Raw genomic sequence first — 24,134 nt, forward strand, 5'->3', positions numbered from 1 at the left:
ATTTCATTGACTTGGCGCACCGGTCCGTCTAGCTCGGGCACTCTCACTGGCTATGACTGCAGCGTACCGCATCCGTTCGCTTTGTTTACCTTCACCAAACCCCAGATGCAACAACGCCCCGCATAAGCGAGGCGTTGTTTTTTCGAGCAGACGCGGATTACTTGGCGTCGTCTTGTTTGGCTGGATCCTTGATGCCCAGCAGCTCCAGGTCGAATACCAGCACCGAGTTGGCTGGAATCGCCGGGCTAGGGCTTTGGGCGCCGTAAGCCAGGTCGCTAGGGATGTACAGTTTGTACTTCTCACCAACGTGCATCAGTTGCAGGCCTTCGACCCAACCCGGAATCACACCGCTGACTGGCAGATCGATCGGGCTGCCGCGCTCGACGGAGCTGTCGAAAACGGTGCCGTTGGTCAGTTTACCGGTGTAGTGAACAGTCACTACGTCGGTCGGCTTAGGCTGTGCGCCATCGGCCTTCTTGACCACTTCGTATTGCAGGCCGGAAGCCGTGGTGACGACACCGGCTTTCTTGCCATTCTCTTCGAGGAATTTCTTGCCGGCGGCTGCCGACTCTTCGCTCATCTTGGCCAAACGCTCTTCGGCACGCTTCTGCAGCGCTGCGAAGGCTTCAACCAGTTCCTCATCCTTCAGTTTCTGTTCTTTCTTGCCGACGGCATCTTCGATGCCTTGGGCTACGGCTTTGGAGTCCAGATCATCCATGCCTTCCTGAGCCAGACTTTTGCCCATGTTCAGGCCAATGCCGTAGGAAGCTTTTTGCGCCGGGGTTTTCAGCTCTACGCTGGTCTGCGAATCACAACCCGCAAGTACCAGGCCAACCAGGGCCACCGCCGCCGCCAACCGATGCTGTTTCATGCTATTTCCTTGTTCATGCGCCTAAAGGGCAATCGAGTAAAGCCGCGAGCTTATCAGGCGGCCACGACCAATGGCTACCGGCATGAGAGCAGGAAACTTCCGATAAGTTCAGGTGTTTAAACGCATTTCGGGATTAGAACGATGAAGCTTCTGTCATCTGGCTCTCACAGCCCCCGATGCCGGTTCCCACAGCCCTTGGCGTAATGGCCTCTTGCCGCACTTCATCAGCTGAGGCATAAGAGAGCTACAAATTGACAAGGATGTTTATCGTGCGCCTCATAATCCGCTTGCTGATTCTGATCGCAGTACTACTGGGGCTGGGCCTCGCCGTGGTGCTGTACTACGTCGCCAACCCGAAATTACCGGCCTGGTCACCGGCGCAACAGGTGCATTACCTGGAGCAATGGAGCGCCGCAGACCGCCAGGCCTACTACTTCACGCCCCAAGGCACCCAGGTCAAAGGCTTGCGCTATGACTGGTTCAACGCCCTCGAACTGCCCTTCTCGCAAAAACGATTCGCCGCCCCCGAATACCTCGCGCGCTTTGGTTTTCTGATCGATCCGAGCCAGAAAGCCACGCCAGACAACCCTGGCAACCTGCCCGTCGGTTTCGCCCGTCATCAGAATCCGGGCAGCCAGGAAGAGTTTCTGGACATCACCTGTTCCGCCTGCCACACCGGCGAATTGCGTTTCAACGGCCAGGCCGTGCGCATCGACGGTGGCTCGGCCCAGCATGTGCTGCCATCCAGCGTCCCGACCCTGCGCGGCGGCAGTTTCGGCCAGGCACTGGTGGCCAGCCTCGCCTCGACTTACTACAACCCGTGGAAATTCGAACGTTTCGCACGCAACGTCCTGGGCCAGGACTATGACGCCCGGCATCAACAGCTACGCCAGGACTTCAAAAGCTCACTCGATACCTTCTTGAAAGTGGCCTGGAACGACACCCATCGCGGGCTCTACCCCACCGAAGAAGGCCCCGGCCGTACCGACGCCTTCGGACGCATCGCCAACGCCAGTTTCGGCGACGCCATTTCGCCGGCCAACTACCGTGTGGCCAACGCGCCGGTGGACTACCCGCAACTGTGGGACATGTGGACCTTCGACTGGGTGCAGTGGAACGGCTCGGCGCAGCAACCGATGGCCCGCAACATCGGCGAGGCCCTGGGTGTTGGCGCCACGCTGAATTTCTTCGACGCCAGCGGGCAGCCTCTCAAGGGCGACGACCGCTATCCGTCCAGCGTCCGGGTGCGCGATTTGCACCGGATCGAACAAACCCTGCAACGACTCAAGCCGCCCGTCTGGCCGGAAGCCTTGCTGGGCTCCATCGACAAACCGTTGGCCGCAAAAGGCCGAGCACTATTCGCTGAAAACTGCGCTGGGTGCCACGTCCCCCGCGTCACCCAAAGCGACGGCAGACCGGTGCACCACCTGAACTTACTGCCCGTGGAGGTGATTGGCACAGACCCCGGCGCCGCCAACAATATTGCCGACCATCGCTTCGATCTGACGGCCTTGAAGTGGGATCCGGCAGAGCTTGCGCAACTGGACGTGCAACTGCATCCAAAACCCACGGAACCCTTGGATTTGAGCCAGTTGTCAGTGGCCAAGGGGCTGGCCTACGTCACTGCTTTCGTGGGGAACCAGGCCTATCGCGCAGCCAATGTGACGCCAGCGGAGCGCCCGAACCTGGACGGTTTCGGCCTGCCTATCGGTGTCCAGGAATTACGCAGCTATAAAGCCCGACCATTGGCGGGCGTCTGGGCCACACCGCCGTTTCTGCACAACGGTTCGGTGCCGAGCATTTATCAACTGCTCTCGCCCCAGGATGAACGTGCAACAACGTTCTACAAGGGCACCTTCGAATACGATCCCAAACACCTGGGCTATCGCACCGAAGCCTTCACCAACGGCTTTGTGTTCGACACGCGTATTACCGGCAATCACAACAGCGGCCACGAATTCCGCGACGGCGAGCGCGGTAATGGCGTGATCGGTCGCCTGCTGCAACCGCAGGAGCGCTGGGCGCTGTTGGAATACCTGAAAGTGTTGGGCGGCCCGCTGGAGTCGCAATTGCCAGACCACCTCATCAGTCAAAAGGATTGACCCATGCTGATCACGCTCTGGCTACGTCTGGGTGCCTTCCTTGGTAAAACCCTGCTGTGGATGTTGGGTTTGGGGGTCCTCGGCTGGGCGCTGACCATGGCATGGCTCGCCTGGCAACATCGCGGCCCGGTATCGGCTGAAGAACTGATTCCGGACGGCGAAGCGGCGATGACCCGGGACATCATCCAGACAGCGGTGCGGATCGTCGATCAACACCGCGAAAGTACTCGCTATCTGCGCGACGCTCACGCCAAGGCCCATGGTTGCGTGAAGGCCGAGGTTCAGGTGCTGCCGGATCTGGCGACGGCGTTGCGCCAAGGCGTGTTCAGCGAACCCGGCAAAACCTGGCAAGCGACGATGCGTCTGTCCAACGGCAATGCCTATCCGCAGTTCGACAGCATCCGCGATGCCCGGGGCATGGCGATCAAGTTGTTCGATGTGCCGGGTAAACAGTTACTGAGTGACCGACAAGGGCGCAGCGAACAGGATTTCGTGATGTTCAACCATCCGAACTTCTTTGTCAGCGATGTCGCCGAGTATCGTCAGAATGTGGCCGCTCAGGCTGAAGGCAAAACGATAATGGCGTTCTTCCCGGCTTGGGATCCGCGCACCTGGCAGGTTCGTCATCTGTTTATTGCGCTGGCGACACTCTCCCCTGCCCCGGCAAGTCCGACCCAGACCACCTACTTTTCGGTTTCGCCGTACAAGTTTGGTGAGGCCAACGTCAAATTCCGGGTGATACCGGATCCGGAGAGCTGCCCGACCTACACGCTGCCCACGCAAAATCAAAACCTGCCGAACTTCCTGCGCAGTGCGCTGAACCAGCAGCTGTCGACTGATCGGGTGCCGGCCTGTTTCGTTTTGCAGATCCAGCGTCAGGATCCGGGCCAATATATGCCGATCGAAGACACCAGCATCGAGTGGCGTGAACGAGACGCGCCCTTCGAAACCGTGGCCAGGATCAAGCTGCCTGCCCAGGATTTCGACACCCCGGCGCTGAACCTGCAATGCGACAACCTGTCGTTCAATCCATGGTTCGGCCTTGAAGCCCATCGGCCGATTGGTGGGATCAACCGGTTGCGCAAAGCGGTGTACGAGGCCGTCAGCGACTATCGACACAGCCGCAACGGCGAACAATAAGTAAGGCAGAAACGAAAAAAGCGACCTGAGCAGGTCGCTTTCTTCAGTGAATCCGGCAAAAAGCCAAATCCCAGACAGCAAAAAGCCCGCATTAAGCGGGCTTTCTGTGGTGATCTGGCGTTCAGTGTTCCAGATACCGAATATGGCGCAGCGGACGGGACTCGAACCCGCGACCCCCGGCGTGACAGGCCGGTATTCTAACCGACTGAACTACCGCTGCGCGAAACGCTTGAAACGAATGGTGGGTGATGACGGGATCGAACCGCCGACATTCTGCTTGTAAGGCAGACGCTCTCCCAGCTGAGCTAATCACCCTTCGCTTCGTTACGGGACGCATTATGCCACAAGTTTTCGTAAAGTGTTGATTTAATTGAAGTTTTTTTCAAAAAAATCCGAAAACCGGTGAAACGACACAACCCGATGGAACAAGGTACAAACTTGAGACAGAAAAAAACCCGCCTCAGCGGGTTTTTCCGTGGTGACCTGGCGTTCAGTGGTCCAGGTTACCGAATATGGCGCAGCGGACGGGACTCGAACCCGCGACCCCCGGCGTGACAGGCCGGTATTCTAACCGACTGAACTACCGCTGCGCTAAACACTTGAAACGAATGGTGGGTGATGACGGGATCGAACCGCCGACATTCTGCTTGTAAGGCAGACGCTCTCCCAGCTGAGCTAATCACCCTTCGCTTCGGTGTGGCGCGCATTCTACGGAGCGACCCAACCTCTGGCAAGCACTTTTTTAAATAATTTTCTCAGGCCTTCCAAAGGCTTAGAGAAGGGTTGGCCTATGACCCGGCGAAGACAATAATGCCCCCCTTTGTATAAAGGAGAGACTCACCCCATGTGGTTCAAAAACCTGCTTATCTATCGCCTGACCCAAGATCTGCCTTTTGATGCCGAGGCGTTGGAAACTGCACTGGCCACCAAACTGGCGCGTCCATGTGCAAGCCAGGAGTTGACCACCTACGGTTTCGTCGCGCCCTTCGGCAAAGGCGAAGATGCACCGCTGGTACACGTCAGCGGAGACTTCCTGCTGATCGCCGCCCGTAAAGAAGAACGCATTCTGCCGGGCAGCGTCGTGCGTGACGCAGTGAAGGAAAAGGTCGAAGAGATCGAAGCCGAACAAATGCGCAAGGTCTATAAAAAGGAACGCGATCAGATCAAGGATGAAATCATCCAGGCCTTCCTGCCCCGCGCCTTTATCCGTCGCTCGTCGACCTTCGCCGCCATTGCGCCGAAACAGGGCCTGATCCTGGTGAACTCGGCCAGCCCGAAACGGGCCGAAGACCTGCTGTCCACCCTGCGTGAAGTGATCGGCTCGCTGCCGGTACGTCCGCTGACGGTGAAGATGTCCCCGACCGCGACCATGACCGAGTGGGTTACCACTCAGAAAGCCGCAGACGATTTCTTTGTGCTGGACGAGTGCGAACTGCGCGACACCCACGAAGACGGTGGCATCGTGCGTTGCAAGCGTCAGGACCTGACCAGCGAAGAAATCCAGCTGCACCTGAGCACCGGCAAAGTGGTCACTCAATTGTCGCTGGCCTGGCAGGACAAACTGTCGTTCGTGCTCGACGACAAAATGGTGGTCAAGCGCCTGAAGTTCGAAGACCTGCTGCAAGATCAGGCGGAGCAGGACGGTGGCGACGAAGCACTGGGTCAACTGGACGCCAGCTTCACCCTGATGATGCTGACCTTCGGCGACTTCCTGCCAGCACTGGTTGAAGCGTTGGGTGGTGAAGAGACCCCACAGGGTATCTGATTGCCTTAGGGCGCCGGCCTTGATCGGCGGCGCCTGGTAAGAAAAGATCGCAGCCTTCAGCAGCTCCTACAGAGGATCGCATTTCAAATGTAGGAGCTGCCGAAGGCTGCGATCTTTTTGCAGGCAACCCAAGTTCCAAGCCCTACCCGCTTTTAAACACATAACAAGGATCAGGCCATGCGCGCACTCGCTGCATTGAGTCGTTTTGTCGGCAACACCTTCGCTTACTGGGTACTGATTTTCGCCATCGTGGCGTTTCTGCAGCCAGCCTGGTTCATCGGTTTGAAAGGCGCCATTGTGCCGCTGCTGGGGCTGGTGATGTTCGGCATGGGCCTGACCCTCAAGCTCGAAGACTTCGCCGAAGTCGCTCGCCATCCGTGGCGCGTGGCCCTGGGCGTGGTCGCCCACTTCGTGATCATGCCCGGCATGGCATGGTTACTCTGCCAGGTATTCCACCTGCCGCCAGAGATCGCCGTCGGGGTGATTCTGGTCGGCTGCTGCCCGAGCGGCACTTCGTCGAACGTGATGACCTGGCTGGCTCGCGGCGACCTGGCGTTGTCGGTGGCCATTGCCGCCGTCACCACCCTCCTCGCGCCATTGCTGACACCGGCGCTGATCTGGCTGCTGGCCTCGGCCTGGTTGCCGGTGTCGTTCATGGAGCTGTTCTGGTCGATCCTGCAAGTCGTGCTGTTGCCGATCGTACTTGGCGTGGTTACCCAACGCGTACTCGGTGATCGGGTTCGTCACGCGGTAGAAGTGTTGCCGCTGGTATCGGTGGTGAGCATCGTGATCATCGTCACGGCCGTGGTGGCCGCCAGCCAGGCGAAGATTGCCGAATCCGGTCTGCTGATCATGGCCGTGGTGATGCTGCACAACAGCTTCGGCTACTTGCTGGGTTACTTCACCGGGCGCCTGTTCAACCTGCCGCTGGCCCAGCGCAAATCCCTGGCACTGGAAGTCGGCATGCAGAACTCCGGTCTGGGTGCGGCACTGGCCAGTGCGCACTTCTCGCCGCTGGCGGCGGTGCCGAGCGCGCTGTTCAGCGTCTGGCACAACATTTCCGGGGCCCTGCTCTCCACCTATTTCCGTCGCATGAGCGAAAAAGAGGATCGGAAAATCGCTGCTCAGCAAGTGGCTGACTGATCCGAAAACTTGATCCTCGGGTTAATGATGGGCACTCTATCGCGCAATGCGGGGACGACCTCGCGACTCGATCGAGTGCTTAATCCGGGGACGACCCCATCCATCGATGGAGGTCTTCCATGTCCTGGATCATTCTGTTTTTCGCCGGTCTGTTCGAAGTCGGCTGGGCCGTTGGCCTGAAATACACCGACGGCTTCAGCCGCCCTCTTCCCACCGCATTGACCGTTGCCGCCATGGCCATCAGCCTTGGCCTGCTGGGCCTTGCCATGAAGGAATTGCCGCTGGGCACGGCCTATGCGATCTGGACCGGCGTGGGTGCAGTGGGCACGGTGATCGCCGGGATCATTCTGTTTGGTGAATCCATGGCACTGTTTCGGCTGGCCAGTGTGGCACTGATCATTACCGGGTTGGTTGGGCTCAAGGTCAGCGCTTAGGCCACTGACGTCATCGCGGGCAAGCCCGCGATGAGGCCCGCAAAGTCACCAACTATCTAACGGCCCCACGCAAATCCCCCACCAACGCCTGCAACTTAGCTGGCTCCGCCACTTCAACCGCCACCGCCGGCCCTGCCACCAAGGTCACCCGCGACCACAACCGACGGAACAAGCCCTTGTTCGGATCGCGGCTGAAGAAACTCCCCCACAACCCCTGCAACGCCAGCGGAATCACCGGCACTGGCGTTTCTTCGAGAATCCGCGTCAGCCCGCCCTTGAACTCGTTGATCTCGCCATCAGCTGTCAACTTGCCTTCAGGGAAAATACACACCAGCTCGCCATCCTTCAGATACTGGGCAATGCGGGTGAAGGCTTTTTCGTAGATTTGAATGTCTTCCTGGCGCCCGGCAATCGGAATTGCCCCGGCCGTGCGGAAGATGAAGTTCAGCACCGGCAGGTTGTAGATTTTGTAATACATCACAAAGCGAATCGGCCGACGCACGGCGCCACCAATCAGCAACGCATCGACGAACGACACATGGTTGCAAACCAGCAGCGCAGGGCCCTCATCGGGAATCAGCTCGAGGTTGCGATGCTCGACGCGGTACATGGAATGGCCGAGCAGCCAGATCATGAAACGCATGCTGAACTCGGGGACAATTTTGAAGATGTACGCGTTGACGCCGATGTTCAGCAGCGACACCACCAGAAACAGCTGCGGGATCGACAGCTTGGCGATGCTCAGCAAGACGATCGACACAATCGCCGACACCACCATGAACAGGGCGTTGAGAATGTTGTTGGCGGCAATCACTCGGGCCCGTTCGTTCTCGACGGTGCGGGACTGGATCAGCGCATACAGCGGCACGATGTAGAAACCGCCGAAGACTCCCAGCCCGAGGATGTCGATCAACACCAGCCAGGTGTGACCGAAGCCAAGGATTTCGATCCAGCCATGGCCGGTAACGCTGTCCGGAATTCCACCGGAATGCCACCACAGGAACAGGCCAAATACGGTCAGGCCGAATGAGCCGAACGGCACCAGACCGATCTCGACTTTGCGCCCGGAGAGTTTCTCGCAAAGCATCGAACCCAGTGCAATACCGACCGAGAACACGGTAAGAATCAGCGTCACCACGGTCTCGTCGCCGTGCATCCATTCCTTGGCATACGCCGGGATTTGCGTCAGATAAATCGCCCCGACAAACCAGAACCATGAGTTGCCGACGATCGAACGCGAGACCGCAGGGGTTTGCCCCAGGCCCAGCTTCAACGTGGCCCAGGACTGGCTGAAGATATTCCAGTTCAGGCGCATTTGCGGCGATGCCGCCGCAGCTCGGGGAATGTTGCGGCTGGCCAGATAACCGAGCACCGCAATGCCGATGATTGCCGTGGACACCACCGGCGCGTAGTTGCTGGCGGACATCATGATGCCGGCGCCAATCGTCCCGGCGAGAATTGCCAGGAAGGTGCCCATTTCCACCAACCCGTTGCCACCCACCAGCTCTTCTTCGCGCAAGGCCTGCGGCAGGATCGAGTACTTCACCGGCCCGAACAGCGCCGAGTGGGTGCCCATGGCAAACAGCGCCAACAGCATCAGCGACAGGTGATCGAACATGAAACCGACCGCGCCCACCGTCATGATGACGATTTCCCCGAGCTTGATCAGACGGATCAGCGCGTCCTTGGCGAACTTCTCCCCGAACTGCCCGGCCAGGGCCGAGAACAGGAAGAACGGCAGGATAAACAGCAACGCACACAGGTTGACCCAGATCGAACGGTCACCCTCGATGGTCAGCTTGTACAAAATGGCGAGGATCAGCGACTGCTTGAAGATGTTGTCGTTAAAGGCCCCAAGGGACTGCGTGACAAAAAAAGGCAGGAAGCGCCGAGTGCGAAGCAAGGTGAACTGCGAGGGGTGACTCATCTTCCATGTGTCCCTGATTTTTTTGGTAGAGGGTGGCGTGGATACTGTTATTGGAATGTCGAACGTCGATCCAGGCCACACACATTACCTAATCTTTGCCGGTTATTTCTTTAATCCTGCGATGCACGGTGAGACAAACAGTTCGCCCTTCCACGCGCCCCGCACCGTGCGTTTGGCGACAATCAGCCACATCACCGCCAGCATGGCCACCAACACGCAACCAAAGACACTGAAAAACGTCAGGTTCAAGGTGCTGGCCAGTTTCAGCGTAGTCAGGGAATAGACACCCAGCGGGAACGTGAAACCCCACCAGCCGAGATTGAACGGGATACCGGCGCGCAAGTAACGCACGGTGATCAGCAGTGCTATCAGCATCCACCAAAGCCCGAAGCCCCACAGCGTGATCCCGGCCACCAGCCCAAGCCCCTCAGCTATTTCACCGATCCCCGGCAGACCGTTGGCGGCAAAGATCGCCGGCGCGTCGGCACCCAGCAGCAACATGCCCAGCGCACCCGTGCCAATCGGCCCAAGCGCCAGCCAGCTCGAGGCGGCCATGTTTTCGTGGGGCAATTTATGCAACGCCATGCGCAGCAACAGGATGGTCAGAATGCTGAACGCCACCGGCAGGGAAAAAGCCCAAAGCACGTAGCTGGTCACCAGCACCACTAACTGCGTATGAGCATCGGCGAGGTGCGGCGCCAGCAAGCCACCACTGGCAGCCGCCACTTCCGCCGCCACCACCGGCAACAGCCAGACAGCGGTCATCTGGTCGATGCTGTGCTCCTGACGGGTGAACATCATGTAGGGAATCAGTACGCCGCAGGCCAGCGACATCGCCACGTCCAGCCACCACAGCACTTCGGCGACATGAATCACACCGTCGCCCCAGCGCGGCAGGCCGAACAGCAGAAAGCCATTGATGATGGTCGCCAGGCCCATGGGAATGGTGCCGAAAAACATCGAAACCGTGGAGTGGCCGAAAATCCGCCGCGCTTCGTCGAAGAACATGACCCAACGCGCGGCATACATGGCCGTGAACAACACAAACAGGCCAATATTTAATAGCCACAAGCCTTCGGCCAACGCATGCAGACCGGGAGTCGACACCGGCAGTTGCGCAAGCGCAAGCGCCAATACACCAGTGCCCATGGTCGCCGCGAACCAGTTCGGGGTGAATTGGCGGATGGCTTCTCTTGGGTGCTGCAGATGACTGAACGGCTTGATACCGGGTTTAACGCTACGGGTGCAGGTCATGGCGAACTCCTGTCCTCTAATGAGGGAGGCGCTCATGATAGATCCGAATAGAATATCGATATAACGGGTAATATCTCTAACTGTTATCTGTTTTATAGATATAGCATCAGACGCTGCCTTCAGTCTCGATCACCAATATCCTCGCCACGCCCTGCGGATGAGCCACATGTTCGGTGCCCACCGAGGCATAAAAAATATCGCCGACCTCCAGCAGGGTTTCCTTTTCGAGGCCTGCTTCGCGATAACGCATCTGCACCTGACCGTCGAGCACCACGAACACTTCCTGGCCATCGTTGACGTGCCATTTATACGGCTGATCGGTCCAGTGCAAACGGGTGGTGATACCGTTCATGTTGGCGATGTCCAGCGCCGCCCAGGCGCGGTCACCGGTGAAGGATTTGCTGCGGATGATCTTCATGGGTCGGTCCGTCGAAATGAATGGCGGTGCCAAGGCTAACGGTCATCTGACATCGACGCCACAGACTTTGACAGACCGCTCACGAAGCAAGCCGATCAGCGCACCGAGCGACAGGATGATCAGTACCGCGCCGTAACCGTCAGTGGTCGCCACCAGCCCAAAGCTGCGGGTCAGATTACCGGCCAGCAACGACGGCAAGCAGAACGCCAGATAACTGAGCACATAAAACGCCGACATCAACCCGGCCCGCTCATGAGGCAAGGCCAGCGGCACGATGCTGCGCAAGGCGCCAAGGAAACCCGTACCGAATCCGCTGCCCGCCACCAGCGTGCCGAAGAAAAACAATGGCAGGCTGGCGCTGTGGACCGCCAGCAGAATCAGCGCAACGCCTGCGGGCAGCAAGCTCGCGCCCAGCAGCAAGACCTTGTCGGCCGGCCGATTGCGCAAGGTGTAGATCATCGAGGCACCGGTCACCGTCAACACGGCCACCGTCGCACCGCCAATCAGGTTCGACGTGGACCCGGTGGCTGTCCGCACCAGGGACGGCGCCAGGGAGGCGAAAAAGCCGCCGAGCGCCCACACCGCGAGGTCTATCGGCAGCACCCGCCACAACATTCGCCGCGCCTGAATCGGCACATGCAGGGTCGGGCGCAGCGAGGCCCAGGCACCCGGTTGTCGACTGACGCTTTCCGGCAGGCGCCAGACGTACAGCGCTTGCATCAAAAACAGCGCGAACAACACCCAATAGGTCAATTGCAGCGGCAGGGGCGCAAACTCGGCCAATAATCCGCAACCCATGGCCCCCAGCGCCATGCCCAGCAACGGCGCGACACTGTTGACCATCGGCCCTTGCTGGCGATCGGTGTCCAGCAACGCCGCACTCAAGACGGCGGTGGCCATTCCCGTCGCAAACCCCTGAAGTACTCGCGCACCGATCAACCAGGCGACGCTGTCGGCGTTGATGAACAGCAACATCGCCAGCATATTCAGCAACACGGCGGTAAAAATCACCGGTTTGCGCCCCAGATAATCCGACAGCGAACCGACCGTGAGCAGCGCCGCCAGCAAGCTGAGGGCGTAGACGCCGAAAATAAGGGTCAGGGTCGCGGCTGAGAACTGCAGGTGCTCCTGATAGAGGTGATACAACGGGGTCGGCGCGGTGGAAGCGGCGAGAAAACTGAGTAAGGTGATCGCCAGAAACCACAGGCTGGAACGATTTGTCGCTGGAAGAGACATGAGCACACTCCGCAAAAGCTAATTTTTTGCTTTTGCGGAGTCTGCTACTGGTCAGCGCTTAAAGCAAATTCTTTGTGTTAAGGTCCGCCGCATGGCTATTAAAGAAGGTTTACGCCCTGGTGGCAGAAGTGCCAGGGTTCAAGAGTCGATTCATTCGGCTGTCCGCGCGCTCCTTGAAGAGCAGGATCGGGCGACCCTGACCGTGCCGCAAATCGCTGCCCGGGCCGGGGTGACGCCGTCGACCATTTATCGGCGCTGGGGTGATCTGTCTGCACTGCTGGCCGATGTCGCCCTCGCCCGCATGCGCCCCGACAGTGAGCCGGCCAATACCGGCAGCCTGCGCGGGGACGTGCGGGCTTGGGCCGAGCAGTATCTGGATGAAATGAGTTCCGAACCCGGGCGCAACATGATGCGCGACGTGCAATCCAGCGCCACGCCGGGCTATTGCGTGACGATCATTGGCGGGCAGTTGCAGACGATTCTGGATCGCTATCCCGATCAATCACGGCCAAGTGTCGACCGGTTGATCAATATGGTGGTGGCACCGACGGTGTTTCGCATCCTGTTTGCGGCGCAGGCGCTGGAGGTTGAAGAGTTGCATCGGCTGATCGATATTGCGTTGAGTCAGTAACGCCGCCTTCGCAGGCAAGCCTCGCTCCCGCAATGACGACCAGGATCTGACGGATACACAACCTGCGACACCCCGCCACGCCACGACCTTGGTCGACACTGACTAACTCAGGCGGTCATGCGAGACTGTCTGGATCGGGCGCAGTCCCGGATGTCCTTTGTCTGGAGTTCCCATGTCGCTGTCCACCGGGCTGATCGCCATTGTCGCCCTGGCCTATATGGCCATCCTGTTCGCCATCGCCTTTTACGGCGACCGTCGCAGCACGCCGCTGCCGCCACGGGTGCGTGCCTGGGTGTACAGCCTGTCGCTGGCAGTTTATTGCACCAGCTGGACGTTCTTTGGCGCCGTGGGCCAGGCAGCCGAACAACTCTGGTCCTTCCTGCCGATCTACCTCGGGCCGATCCTGCTGCTGGTGTGCGCGCCGTGGGTCCTGCAAAAAATGGTGATGATCAGCAAGCAGGAGAACATCACCTCCATCGCCGACTTCATCGCCGCCCGTTACGGTAAATCTCAGTCCCTGGCGGTAGTCGTCGCGCTGATCTGCCTGGTCGGCGTGCTGCCCTACATTGCCTTGCAACTCAAGGGCATCGTGCTGGGTGTAAACCTGTTGATCGGCGCCGGCGCCGACGCCATGGGCACGCGCGCGCAGGACACGGCGCTGATCGTCTCCCTGGTACTGGCGCTGTTCACCATCGTTTTCGGTACCCGCAACCTCGACGCCACGGAACACCACCGCGGCATGGTGCTGGCGATTGCCTTTGAATCGCTGGTCAAGCTGTTCGCTTTTCTCGCGGTCGGCGCGTTCGTGACCTACGGCCTGTACGACGGTTTCGACGACCTGTTCGACCAGGCCATGCTCGCCCCGCGCCTGGAAGAGTACTGGAAGGAAACCATCAACTGGCCGTCCATGGTGGTGCAGACCGGTGTGGCGATGATGGCGATCATCTGCCTGCCCCGGCAGTTCCACGTGACCGTGGTGGAAAACATCGACCCCCAGGATTTACGCCTGGCCAAGTGGGTGTTCCCGACGTATCTGGCGCTGGCCGCGCTGTTTGTGGTGCCGATTGCACTGGCCGGTCAGATGTTGCTACCCAGTTCGGTGCTGCCGGACTCATTTGTTATCAGCCTGCCTCTGGCCCAATCTCACCCTGCCCTGGCAATGCTGGCGTTTATCGGCGGCGCTTCGGCGGCGACCGGCATGGTGATTGTCGCCAGCGTGGCGCTGTCGACCATGCTCTCCAACGACATGCTGCTGCCATGGTTGCTGCGGCGCAACAACGCCGAACGGCCATTCGAAGTGTTCCGCCAGTGGATGCTTTCGGTGCGCCGGGTGAGCATTGTGGTCATTCTGCTGCTGGCCTACGTCAGCTATCGCCTGCTGGGCTCGACCGCGAGCCTGGCGACCATCGGCCAGATTGCCTTCGCCGCCGTGACCCAACTGGCCCCGGCCATGCTCGGCGCGCTGTACTGGAAACAGGCTAACCGCCGTGGCGTGTTTGCCGGTCTGGCCACCGGGACATTCCTCTGGTTCTACACCCTGGTGTTGCCGGTTGCCGCCAACAGCCTCGGCTTGCCCTTGAGCAGTTTTCCGGGCCTGGCCTGGCTGCAAAGCAATCCGCTGAACCTGCCGATCACGCCGCTGACTCAGGGCGTGGTGTTGTCCCTGGCGGGTAACTTCACCTTGTTCGCCTGGGTCTCGGTGCTGTCACGCACACGGGTTTCGGAGCACTGGCAGGCCGGTCGTTTCATCGGCCAGGAAATCAGCCCCCGCCCCAGCGCCCGCTCGATGCTGGCGGTACAGATCGACGATTTGCTGCAACTGGCTGCCCGGTTTGTCGGCGAAGAACGGGCCCGTCAGAGCTTCATCCGTTTCGCCTACCGCCAGGGCAAAGGCTTCAACCCGAACCAGAACGCCGACGGCGAATGGATCGCCCATACCGAACGCTTGCTGGCCGGTGTACTCGGCGCCTCTTCGACTCGGGCGGTGGTAAAAGCCGCCATCGAAGGTCGGGAAATGCAACTGGAGGACGTCGTACGGATCGCCGACGAAACCTCGGAAGTGCTGCAATTCAACCGCGCCCTGCTGCAAGGCGCCATCGAGAACATCACCCAGGGCATCAGCGTGATCGACCAGTCGCTGAAACTGGTGGCCTGGAACCGGCGCTACCTGGAGCTGTTCAACTACCCCGACGGTTTGATCAGCGTCGGCCGACCGATTGCCGACATCATTCGCTACAACGCCGAACGCGGCCTGTGTGGCCCCGGCGAAGCGGAAGTGCATGTCGCCCGCCGCTTGCACTGGATGCGTCAGGGCCGCGCCCATACCTCCGAGCGACTGTTCCCCAACGGCCGAGTGATCGAACTGATCGGCAACCCGATGCCCGGCGGCGGTTTCGTCATGAGTTTCACCGACATTACCGCGTTCCGCGAAGCCGAGCAGGCGCTGACCGAAGCCAATGAAGGCCTTGAGCGGCGGGTCGCCGAACGGACCCACGAACTGTCGCAACTCAACCTTGCCCTGACCGAAGCCAAGGGCACCGCCGAATCGGCCAACCAGTCGAAAACCCGTTTCCTGGCCGCCGTCAGCCATGACTTGATGCAACCGCTGAACGCCGCGCGGCTGTTCTCCGCCGCCCTCTCCCATCAGGAAGAGGGTTTGTCCAGCGAAGCGCAGAAGCTGGTTCATCACCTGGACAGCTCACTGCGTTCGGCCGAAGACCTGATCAGTGATCTGCTGGATATTTCCCGTCTGGAAAGCGGCAAGATCAACCCTGATCGCAGGCCCTTCGTGCTCAATGAGTTGTTTGACACGCTGGGAGCCGAGTTCAAGGCACTTGCTCAGGAACAGGGGCTGAAATTCCGCGTCCGGGGCAGCACGCTACGGATCGACAGTGACATCAAACTGCTGCGACGGATCTTGCAGAACTTCCTGACCAATGCCTTCCGCTACGCCAGAGGCCCCGTGCTGCTCGGCGTTCGGCGGCGCAACGGCGAGCTGTGCCTGGAGGTCTGGGACCGTGGACCGGGTATTCCGAAAGACAAACAACAGGTGATTTTCGAAGAGTTCAAACGCCTCGACAGCCACCAGACCCGGGCCGAGAAAGGCCTGGGCCTGGGGCTGGCGATTGCCGATGGACTGTGCCGCGTGCTCGGTCACACTTTGCGCGTACGCTCCTGGCCGGGGCGCGGCAGTGTATTCAGTGTCAGCGTGCCGTTGGCTCGGGCACAAGCCGCGGTGCCGGCCAAGGTTGCCGAACTCAATGGCCATTTGCTCGGCGGCGCACAGGTGCTGTGCATTGATAACGAGGACAGCATCCTGATCGGCATGAACAGCCTGCTCACGCGCTGGGGTTGCCAGGTCTGGACCGCGCGCAACCGTGATGAATGCGCGACGCTGCTCAACGACGGGATGCGCCCGCAGTTGGCGCTGGTGGATTACCACCTGGACGATGGCGAGACCGGAACCGACTTGATGGCGTGGTTGCGCACGCAATTGGGCGAGCCGGTGCCGGGGGTGGTGATCAGCGCCGATGGACGGCCGGAGACCGTGGCCCAGGTGCATGCAGCGGGCCTGGATTACCTGGCCAAACCGGTGAAGCCGGCGGCGTTGCGGGCGTTGTTGAGTCGGCATTTGCCGTTGTAATAAATGCGTCTGGCTAGCCCAGAACCTGTGGCGAGGGAGCTTGCTCCCGCTAGACTGCGCAGCAGTCGCAAAACACGCAACGCGGATTGCTTTACGGGAAACGGGGGCTGCTGCGCAGCCCAACGGGAGCAAGCTCCCTCGCCACAGCAAGCCCCCTCGCCACAGATGCCATCGAAAAAGATGGCTTATTCGGGCAACTCGGCCAAGCCATCGACATCCGTCATGGCCCGCTCCAGCAGGTCCGCCGGCAAGCTCTTGCTGGCCCGCGCGCCAAGCAATTTGAGCTGTTCGCTGCGACTGACCAGGTTGCCACGGCCTTCTGTCAGCTTATTGCGGGCAGAGCTGTAGGCCTTGTCCAGCTGCTGCAAGCGATTGCCGACCTCATCCAGATCCTGAATGAACAACACGAACTTGTCGTACAGCCACCCGGCGCGCTCGGCGATTTCCCGAGCGTTCTGGCTCTGGCGTTCCTGCTTCCACAGACTGTCGATGACCCGCAAAGTGGCCAGCAACGTGGTCGGGCTGACGATCACGATGTTGCGGTCGAAGGCCTCCTGAAACAACGTCGGCTCTGCCTGTAACGCCGCGGAAAACGCCGCTTCGATCGGGACGAAAAGCAGGACGAAATCCAGGCTGTGCAACCCGTCGAGCCGCTTGTAGTCCTTGCCGGCCAGGCCTTTGACATGATTGCGCAGGGACAGCACGTGCTGCTTGATGGCGATCTGGCCGATGCCGTCGTCTTCGGCGGCCACATATTGCTGATAAGCCGTGAGGCTGACCTTGGAATCGACCACGACCTGCTTGTCGCCAGGCAGGTAAATAATCACGTCCGGCTGGAATCGCTCACCGTCCGGCCCCTTCAGATTGACCTGGGTCTGGTACTCGCGCCCCTTCTCCAGCCCCGCGTGTTCAAGCACCCGTTCAAGAATCAGTTCACCCCAATTGCCTTGGGTTTTCTGCCCTTTCAAGGCGCGGGTGAGGTTGGTGGCTTCGTCGCTCAGGCGCAGGTTCAGTTGTTGCAGACGCTCCAGTTCCTTGGCCAGGGAAAAGCGCTCGCGGGCTTCGGCCTGATAACTTTCCTCGACGCGCTTTTCGAACGACTGGATGCGCTCCTTCAACGGATCGAGCAATTGCCCCAGACGCTGCTGACTGGTTTCGGCAAAACGCTGTTCGCGCTCGTCGAAGATCTTGCCCGCCAGCTCGGCGAATTGCGCTCGCAGCTCGTCTCGCGAGCCTTGCAGGTCGTTGAGGCGCTGCTGATGGCTTTCCTGCTGCTCACGCAACTCGGCGTTGAGGGAGGCAGCCTGAGCGTCCAGGCGACGCAACTCAGCTTCTTTGCCGGCACGTTCGATGTTCCAGGCGTGGGCTGCGTCGCGGGCATCGTCGCGTTCGATCTGCAGCAATTCGACTTCACGGCGCAGGGCTGCCAGATCGGCTTGTTTGGCGGCGTTGGCCTGGCTCAGGTCAGCGACTTCATCACGGCAGGTGTCGAGCTGGGCGTTCAAGCCATCCTGCGTCAGCTGGGCCATGGCCAGGCGCTCTTCCAGCAATGCCAGTTCGGCCTGCCCCGTACTCGCCCGACGCTGAAGTTGCCAAGCCAGTACCAGCAATGGCAGTGCAGCGCCCGCCAGCCCCAGCAATGCGCTGGTCAAGTCCATCGCCATAGCCACTCCTGCCGATTAGATAAAGCGTGAAGGTTAACCAAGGCGTCAGGTCTTGGACAGCTCAGTCTTCGATCAGGCCGAGTTCCTGCTGGGCGCGTCGGTCCCCTGCGCGCGCAGCCTGGCGCAACAGGTCCTGGCCAATACGGCGATCCCGGGCATTCCCGCATTCGCGGCACATCAATTGGCCGAGGCGGCTTTGCGCGGCCACTACGCCTTCACGGGCAGGTTGCTTGAGTAAACGTCCGGCGAAGTGTTTGACGTTGGGGTTTTCGCCCAGGCGCGGGCTGTCCAGTAGCCACTCGGCCACACGCATCGAAAAGCGCTTGGGTGGGTTAATGCTGGAGGGTGCTGAGGCAGGAGAGACTGGTACTGAGCGAAACTTCATAAAGCACTGTGGGGCAGATCGGAAGGCGCGCCACTCTACTCTTTTTTTCGCACAGGTAAAGTCGAGAAAAGCCTGCACGCCCGTCCTAGAGCAAGCGCTCGGGACAATCCACAGAAGCTGTGGATAACTCAGTGGACAACCGCCCTTGAAGTCGCGCAAAGCCGTGTGGAATGGGGCTCGCAGTCAAACTGACGATTTTTTCACCAGTAAAAAAAAGCGATGTTTTTCATTGACTTAAATTTTCGTTACAGGCACCCACCCTCGGTGAAGCGAGGATGACAGTGGGATGACAGTCCGCGCAACTAATGTGCACAAGTACCTGCGAGGCGGTTATATCGGTGCGCTTTTTCGGCGCGTTTTTACGGTGACGCCTGGGGATAAACCCGGCAACCCGCGCCGCAGATTGATCCTGGCTCGATCGCCCTCTCGGATCAACGGCCGTTTTTTGGGCAATTGCGGGGCACGTGTCGGCCGATGACATTTTCCGACAGCACTTGCGGATGTGGTCGGCCGGCACTTCAGTGTTTTTTTGCGAGCAGGCTTCCCTTCGGCCATTCAATCCGTTAGTATCCGCGGCGTTAGTACCAAGCTGAAAGTCAATTCTGGTCGAACAAATCCCCCCGGTCAGCCTTCCCTGAGAGAAGCCTTCACCGACAAAGCGGGATCGACCACCTCGATGGTTTCCAGGTAAATCTTGCGTCAACACAGCCTTTGAATCGAAAGCAAAGGGTGTTGCGAAGTTCACTTACTCTGACCGAACCAACCTGCAAATTGATCAGGATCTTCACCCCGGGCCCAGAACCTTTGCCCCTGATGTGTTGCCTGCCCTCCTAAGTACCTACCTGCCAGCCCAAGCGCGCCAACTTATCAGCGCTTCAAACTGGCTGCTTTGTTCCAGTCGGGTTCTTCATTCGACCAATGGTGGTCGTCGTCACTGGAACGTTTTAATTTTGCACGGTTCTTATCCGTGTCGCTTGTAGGAACACCCGATTATGTCTACTCAAATCCACACTCAGGATGCCATTCGCACCCTAACCAACGCTTTTGCTCCAATGAACTGCCTGATCATGGCCGCTCGCAAAGGCTGCTTCAGCTTCACTCTGGTCAACGAACACGGCATCGCTCGTCACAGCGAACGCCTATACCCCGATCAATACTCCAGCGCCGAACCGCTGCAGGCTGTGATCGAGCGTACTCGCCAGGCACTGGTTGCCTGAGACGCCAGAAAGGCTGAAAACCTCAAAAGCCCTGCTGAAAAGCGTAATGCTGCTCACTTAAGCGGAGCAGCCTTACGGTCCACTGGAAACCGGGGCTTTGATATTTTCACCGTCCCTGGCCTTGAAGGCCTTGGACGGTGATTCAGAAACACCCCTCCGATACCGGTTCTTAACCCTGCCAATCATCCGCCTGTACCTGAAATCGGGTTGTCCGCGGCCATCACGATCAGTTGCACGGCAATGTCCCCGCACAACCGCCGGATCTACGCACAAGATTACGCCCATGCTGGGCGCACCATAAAAATCCGATGCCAGAGGTCTGGCATCGGATTTTCGAGGAAGTCCGGCTGAGGCTCAAATACTCAAGTGAACAGCATTACGGTCAGGCGAAACACTCGCTCCCTATCAGGTGAGCGGTTTGCGCAGCAGGATATCGACCGCGAAGACGCCCAGGACAGTCCCGGACACCCAGCGTTGGGTGCGCATGGCAGAAGGTCGCTTGGCCAGGAATCCACTGACCCGGGAGGCGGCGAGAACGATCATGCCGTTCACGGTGACGGCAATGGTGATCTGTACCAGCCCCATCTGGATGAATTGCTGGAAGGTAGATCCTGCGGAAGGGTCGATGAACTGCGGGATCAGCGCGGAGTACATCAGCGCAATCTTCGGATTCAGCAGGTTCGTCACAAGCCCCATGGTGAACAGCCGTCTCCGCGAGTGAGGTGGCAGCTCCCGCGCCTCGAAGGGGGAACTCCCCCTGGGCTTCAGCATGTTCCAAGCCAGATAGCCCAGATAAAATGCGCCTGCGATCCTGACGACATCGTAGGCGACTGGCACTGCCTTGAACAAAGCGGCCAGTCCCAGTCCCGCCGCCAACAAGTAGCACACGAAGCCTAGCGCCACACCCGCCAGCGAAATCATCCCGGCCAGCCGCCCCTGGGAAATCGCCCGCGAGGTCAGGTAGACCATGTTGGGACCCGGTGTCAGCACCATGCCCAAGGAGATGATGGCCACACCGGCCAGGCTTTCCAGCGCCATCATTGGCGTGCTCCATCGTTCAAAGGGGATGTATCGGCCCGCTGCGGCTCGAACCAGCCGAGGCTGCCGCGGAACAGCGCATGCTGAGCACGCTGTGCCACTGGCCGAACCACGATTTCATCGACATTAACATGTGCAGGCTGATCGGCAACCCAAGCCACAACCTGGGCGACATCGTCCGCGCTCAAAGGCCGGTCGACATCCTTGTAGAGGGCACTGACCCGTTCGGCGTCGCCGCGAAAACGATTCAAGGAAAACTCTGGCGTATGCACCATGCCGGGGAGCACTTCGGTGATGCGCACCGGTATACCCTTCATCTCCAGTCGCAAGGAATGGGTCAGTGCGCGCTGGGCACTCTTGGCCGCGCAATAGCCGCCTCCCCCCTCATATCCGGCTAGCGCAGCCGTTGAGGTGATATTGATGATGCACCCTTGGGACGCGATGAGCCGAGGCAATAGCAGTTGGGTCATCCGCAAAGTCCCAAGGACGTTACTGTTGAACATGTTCGTCCAGTCCTCGGCACTGGCCGCGTCTACCCCATCCAGGCCAATCGCCCCGCCCGCACAGTTCACCAGAAGATCGCACTCGAAAACCTGCACCAAGTCCTCCTCTCGCGCCTGTGTCACATCCAGCACAATGGCGCGTCCGCCGGTTTCGCCGGCAATCTGCTCGAGCCGATCCCCCCTGCGCGCCACAAGGAATACCCGCCAACCACGACTGGCCAAGGTACGAGCGCATGCCTCGCCAATGCCACTGCTTGCACCGGTAACAACTGCTGTTTTCAAGATTGAGCTCCCCATGCTTCGGATAACTGTTCGAAGATCTTCCCCACGTCACGTACCAGCGCGGGACGATCGAAGCTGCGCAGCCGAAGGCGCGTGCCAGCGCCCTCATAAACACCGCTGGCGAAGCGATCCAGGTTCTGCGGTTGAGCCCAGTACAGGGTACCCAAGCCTTCACGCGGCGAGCTGTTGCGGCGGGCGATCACCCATGCCCCCCGCTCGCGGTGCAATGGCCTGCCCTCCTTGCTAAGGCTGCGCGCAAGGTCCCTGTAGCGGGTAGACGCCCCGGTCTGGATTTCCCAAGCGATCCCCAGCAGGTCGATATCCCTCACCTCTCGCCAGAGGAACGGGATTTCGGCGCCACCGACCCGGGCACCGATTTCCAGGAACAGCAATTTGTCATCCAGGTCGAACAGTTCGAGGTGGAAGACGATTTCTCGCTCAGGCGCGAAGACTGCCAGCAGTTGTTCGACGCGCCCCGCAATCCGCCGTTCGTCATCGCCCTCCTCGAGTTCGATACTGCCCAGCGGGCTATCCGGACCGAAATCGGCACAGCTGTTCACATAACGCGACGCCGTGACTACCACAATCCGTTGCCCATCCCACCAGCCGTCAACGTGCAGGATGGGGGCCGCGCAGCAAGCCTGGACCATCATCGGCTCCGTGGCCTGCCCGATCTGATCAAGATCACTTGGGCCGCGAAGAAACTTTACGCCGCGACTCGCCGTGCCGTAGCGCGGCTTGAGCACCAGCGGATAGCCGTGTTCAGCAGCCAGTCGCTCCACCGCTTCGCGGGAATCGGCAGGCGAAGCAGGCAACACGCCGATCGACGATTGCCGGCCTGCGACCTCCAGCATGGTGAGCTTGTCGCGGAACCGCTCGGTCCACGCGACAAGATCTCCCGGTACCTGCCATCGCTCACGGATAGAAGCCGCATTGAGCAGGTCGCCCTCATTGAGGGCAACCACCAGCGCTGGAACCCCATGTTGCTCGACCAGACGCTCGGCCTCAGCCATGACCGCCTCAGCATCGTCCAGTGAGACGAGCACCGAGCTTGACGCCAGGCGCTCGCTCGGCAGGGACGCGCAGGATTCGGGCGTACAGATCGCCCGAATCTGCATTCCTGCCGGCAGTTCGTATCGGTCGTATAGCGCTTGGCTACCGACCCAACGGTGCAAGCAGAGGACATATTTCATTCCGTGGGATCCACGATGAAGTTGACCGCCGCTACCAGTTCATCACCGATACGCACGGCATCCTCGCGCGAGGTGCCTGTTGCCAGGACATACCCTGAAACGCAGTCGGCAACGGTGTCGAGCGGTGGAATCGTATCGCCCTCATGCTTCTGGATGACTACGGCACGCTCGGCTGCGCCCAGTTCGAACAGGAACGGCAAGAACACCCGTGGAGTCTCGCCTGACTTGGTATGGCGCACATCGACGTCAGGCTTGAGATCGAGCTCGACCTTTCTGACCTTGCCAGGTGTCGGTACGAAGAACTGGATCGCGGCACCCGCTTTCGGCTCGGGCGACACTTGCGGCAGAGTGTCGATACCCAGCGGCACAGTCAGGAACATGCGGTTCAGGTCCAGGCCGAACGCACGCCGCACCAGTTCAGGGGCACCCGAGCCCGCCAGGCGAGCATGGGATTCGAGTACACGAGGCCCCTTGGGGGTCAGCACGAACTCGCTATGGGAGGGCCCCTCTTCCAGTTCTACCGCGTCGAGCAGGCGGCAGGTCATTTCCTTCAGCTCGCTCAGCCATTTCCTGGCCTCGGTGCTCGGCGTGCTGACTTCCCACTCAACGTATTTGTCGTTCATGCGGTACTGGGAGTAACCAATGGGAAGGTGGCGCCCCTGGAACGAGAAGGAGTCGACGCTGACGACCGGCCCCTCCAGGTACTCCTCGATGATAATGTGCTTGACGTCGGCATCCTGAAGCGCCTGCCAGGCCTTGGAAGCAGAGGCTGCGTCATCGCAGGGATGGATATGCAGGCTGGCCACGCCTTCGGCGGGTTTGAGAACCGACTTGCCATGCTCTTTGACGAACGCGACGGCATCCTGCGCACTGGTGACATGGCGATAGGCAACCGGGCTCAGGTTGTGCTCGACCAGCAACTCGCGCATGGCCACTTTGTCCTTGAGCAGGCGCGCAGTCTTATAGGAAACCCCGGTGAGACCGAAGTGATCGACCACTTTGCCCGTTGACTCGCCTGCCACTTCGGTAGTGGTCATGATGCGATCGAACGGACGGTCGCGGTGCAGGGGCTCGAGGACCTTGATGATGGCCTCGGCGTCGTCAATCCTGGCATGCACCACCTGTTCGCAATGGGCGAGGATTTCCTGCTCGTAGTCACCCTCCTGATGCACCAGCACTACGTCGATGCCCAGCTCCTTGGCACCGTGAATGGGCGAGGGACGACCACCGACTACTGCGATACGCTTATTCATGCATGAACTCCCTGTCTACTGTGATGTTTGTTGTG

General features: G+C 59.8%; 19 protein-coding genes and 4 tRNA genes. 8 read left to right on the forward strand and 15 right to left on the reverse strand.

Going from position 1 to position 24,134, the window contains the following annotated elements; translation table 11 throughout:
* Positions 1-157 precede the first annotated feature (157 nt).
* Positions 158-871 carry an FKBP-type peptidyl-prolyl cis-trans isomerase gene (locus tag PGR6_RS20175; protein ID WP_018925162.1) on the reverse strand — a complete coding sequence of 238 codons (714 nt, stop codon included), beginning with the start codon at positions 869-871 and terminating at the stop codon, positions 158-160.
* A gap of 269 nt (positions 872-1,140) precedes the next feature.
* Between PGR6_RS20175 and PGR6_RS30250 the strand changes: the two genes are divergently transcribed.
* The gene (locus tag PGR6_RS30250; protein WP_064621329.1) at positions 1,141-2,973 is read left to right on the forward strand and encodes a di-heme-cytochrome C peroxidase; all 1,833 of its coding nucleotides are present in this window, start codon (positions 1,141-1,143) and stop codon (positions 2,971-2,973) included.
* Positions 2,974-2,976: 3 nt separating this feature from the next.
* Positions 2,977-4,113, forward strand: coding sequence for a catalase family protein (locus PGR6_RS20185; protein ID WP_064619307.1), 1,137 nt, complete (start codon positions 2,977-2,979; stop codon positions 4,111-4,113).
* A 143-nt stretch (positions 4,114-4,256) separates the two neighbouring features.
* Here the strand turns inward: PGR6_RS20185 and PGR6_RS20190 are convergent.
* From PGR6_RS20190 to PGR6_RS20205, 4 genes are all read right to left on the reverse strand, one after another.
* Positions 4,257-4,333 (reverse strand) — tRNA-Asp (locus tag PGR6_RS20190).
* Positions 4,334-4,352: 19 nt separating this feature from the next.
* Positions 4,353-4,428 (reverse strand) — tRNA-Val (locus tag PGR6_RS20195).
* A 198-nt stretch (positions 4,429-4,626) separates the two neighbouring features.
* Positions 4,627-4,703 (reverse strand) — tRNA-Asp (locus PGR6_RS20200).
* A gap of 19 nt (positions 4,704-4,722) precedes the next feature.
* Positions 4,723-4,798: transfer RNA gene (locus tag PGR6_RS20205), tRNA-Val, on the reverse strand.
* 159 nt (positions 4,799-4,957) lie between these two features.
* On the opposite strand from PGR6_RS20205, the gene rdgC reads away from it, so the two are divergent.
* From rdgC to sugE, 3 genes are all read left to right on the forward strand, one after another.
* A complete protein-coding gene (gene rdgC / locus PGR6_RS20210) occupies positions 4,958-5,878 on the forward strand; it encodes a recombination-associated protein RdgC (protein ID WP_007936132.1) in 921 nt (306 codons plus the stop codon).
* A gap of 177 nt (positions 5,879-6,055) precedes the next feature.
* Positions 6,056-7,021, forward strand: coding sequence for a bile acid:sodium symporter family protein (locus tag PGR6_RS20215; protein WP_064619310.1), 966 nt, complete (start codon positions 6,056-6,058; stop codon positions 7,019-7,021).
* Positions 7,022-7,140: 119 nt separating this feature from the next.
* The gene (gene sugE, locus PGR6_RS20220) at positions 7,141-7,455 is read left to right on the forward strand and encodes a quaternary ammonium compound efflux SMR transporter SugE (protein ID WP_018925158.1); all 315 of its coding nucleotides are present in this window, start codon (positions 7,141-7,143) and stop codon (positions 7,453-7,455) included.
* 52 nt (positions 7,456-7,507) lie between these two features.
* Here sugE and PGR6_RS20225 read toward each other — a convergent pair whose 3' ends face one another.
* From PGR6_RS20225 to PGR6_RS20240, 4 genes are all read right to left on the reverse strand, one after another.
* On the reverse strand, positions 7,508-9,382 hold the full coding sequence (locus PGR6_RS20225) for an MFS transporter (RefSeq protein ID WP_064619313.1): 1,875 nt from the start codon (positions 9,380-9,382) through the stop codon (positions 7,508-7,510).
* A 102-nt stretch (positions 9,383-9,484) separates the two neighbouring features.
* The gene (locus PGR6_RS20230) at positions 9,485-10,636 is read right to left on the reverse strand and encodes a TDT family transporter (protein WP_064619316.1); all 1,152 of its coding nucleotides are present in this window, start codon (positions 10,634-10,636) and stop codon (positions 9,485-9,487) included.
* Positions 10,637-10,742: 106 nt separating this feature from the next.
* Complete coding sequence (locus PGR6_RS20235; protein ID WP_007936125.1) at positions 10,743-11,054, reverse strand: cupin; 312 nt, start codon at positions 11,052-11,054, stop codon at positions 10,743-10,745.
* A 42-nt stretch (positions 11,055-11,096) separates the two neighbouring features.
* Positions 11,097-12,290, reverse strand: coding sequence for an MFS transporter (locus tag PGR6_RS20240; protein WP_018925155.1), 1,194 nt, complete (start codon positions 12,288-12,290; stop codon positions 11,097-11,099).
* A gap of 91 nt (positions 12,291-12,381) precedes the next feature.
* Here PGR6_RS20240 and PGR6_RS20245 point away from each other — a divergent pair, with 91 nt between their 5' ends.
* Both PGR6_RS20245 and PGR6_RS20250 read left to right on the forward strand, forming a co-directional pair.
* The gene (locus PGR6_RS20245; protein ID WP_064619319.1) at positions 12,382-12,921 is read left to right on the forward strand and encodes a TetR/AcrR family transcriptional regulator; all 540 of its coding nucleotides are present in this window, start codon (positions 12,382-12,384) and stop codon (positions 12,919-12,921) included.
* 172 nt (positions 12,922-13,093) lie between these two features.
* The gene (locus PGR6_RS20250; RefSeq protein WP_064619321.1) at positions 13,094-16,564 is read left to right on the forward strand and encodes a hybrid sensor histidine kinase/response regulator; all 3,471 of its coding nucleotides are present in this window, start codon (positions 13,094-13,096) and stop codon (positions 16,562-16,564) included.
* Positions 16,565-16,749: 185 nt separating this feature from the next.
* Here the strand turns inward: PGR6_RS20250 and rmuC are convergent, their stop codons facing one another.
* A complete protein-coding gene (rmuC, locus tag PGR6_RS20255) occupies positions 16,750-18,114 on the reverse strand; it encodes a DNA recombination protein RmuC (protein ID WP_169342498.1) in 1,365 nt (454 codons plus the stop codon).
* 175 nt (positions 18,115-18,289) lie between these two features.
* Positions 18,290-18,613 (reverse strand): sel1 repeat family protein, encoded by a 324-nt coding sequence (locus tag PGR6_RS20260; protein WP_082920890.1) that lies wholly within the window; start codon positions 18,611-18,613, stop codon positions 18,290-18,292.
* Positions 18,614-19,605: 992 nt separating this feature from the next.
* Here PGR6_RS20260 and PGR6_RS20265 point away from each other — a divergent pair.
* Complete coding sequence (locus PGR6_RS20265; protein ID WP_007898912.1) at positions 19,606-19,830, forward strand: hypothetical protein; 225 nt, start codon at positions 19,606-19,608, stop codon at positions 19,828-19,830.
* A gap of 405 nt (positions 19,831-20,235) precedes the next feature.
* Here the strand turns inward: PGR6_RS20265 and PGR6_RS20270 are convergent, their stop codons facing one another.
* Genes PGR6_RS20270 through PGR6_RS20285 form a run of 4 tightly spaced genes read right to left on the reverse strand, consistent with a single transcriptional unit; the run spans position 20,236 to position 24,099 of the window.
* Positions 20,236-20,871: a LysE family translocator gene (locus tag PGR6_RS20270; protein ID WP_018925150.1), complete on the reverse strand. Its 636-nt coding sequence runs from the start codon at positions 20,869-20,871 to the stop codon at positions 20,236-20,238.
* Complete coding sequence (locus PGR6_RS20275; RefSeq protein WP_018925149.1) at positions 20,868-21,653, reverse strand: SDR family oxidoreductase; 786 nt, start codon at positions 21,651-21,653, stop codon at positions 20,868-20,870. Before PGR6_RS20275 ends, PGR6_RS20270 begins: the two co-directional genes overlap by 4 nt.
* A complete protein-coding gene (locus PGR6_RS20280) occupies positions 21,650-22,846 on the reverse strand; it encodes an ATP-grasp domain-containing protein (protein WP_064619324.1) in 1,197 nt (398 codons plus the stop codon). The genes PGR6_RS20275 and PGR6_RS20280 overlap by 4 nt, the downstream gene beginning before the upstream one ends.
* Positions 22,843-24,099 (reverse strand): ATP-grasp domain-containing protein, encoded by a 1,257-nt coding sequence (locus tag PGR6_RS20285; protein WP_018925147.1) that lies wholly within the window; start codon positions 24,097-24,099, stop codon positions 22,843-22,845. Before PGR6_RS20285 ends, PGR6_RS20280 begins: the two co-directional genes overlap by 4 nt.
* Positions 24,100-24,134 lie beyond the last annotated feature (35 nt).

The organism is Pseudomonas sp. GR 6-02 (assembly GCF_001655615.1).
Taxonomy (GTDB): domain Bacteria; phylum Pseudomonadota; class Gammaproteobacteria; order Pseudomonadales; family Pseudomonadaceae; genus Aquipseudomonas.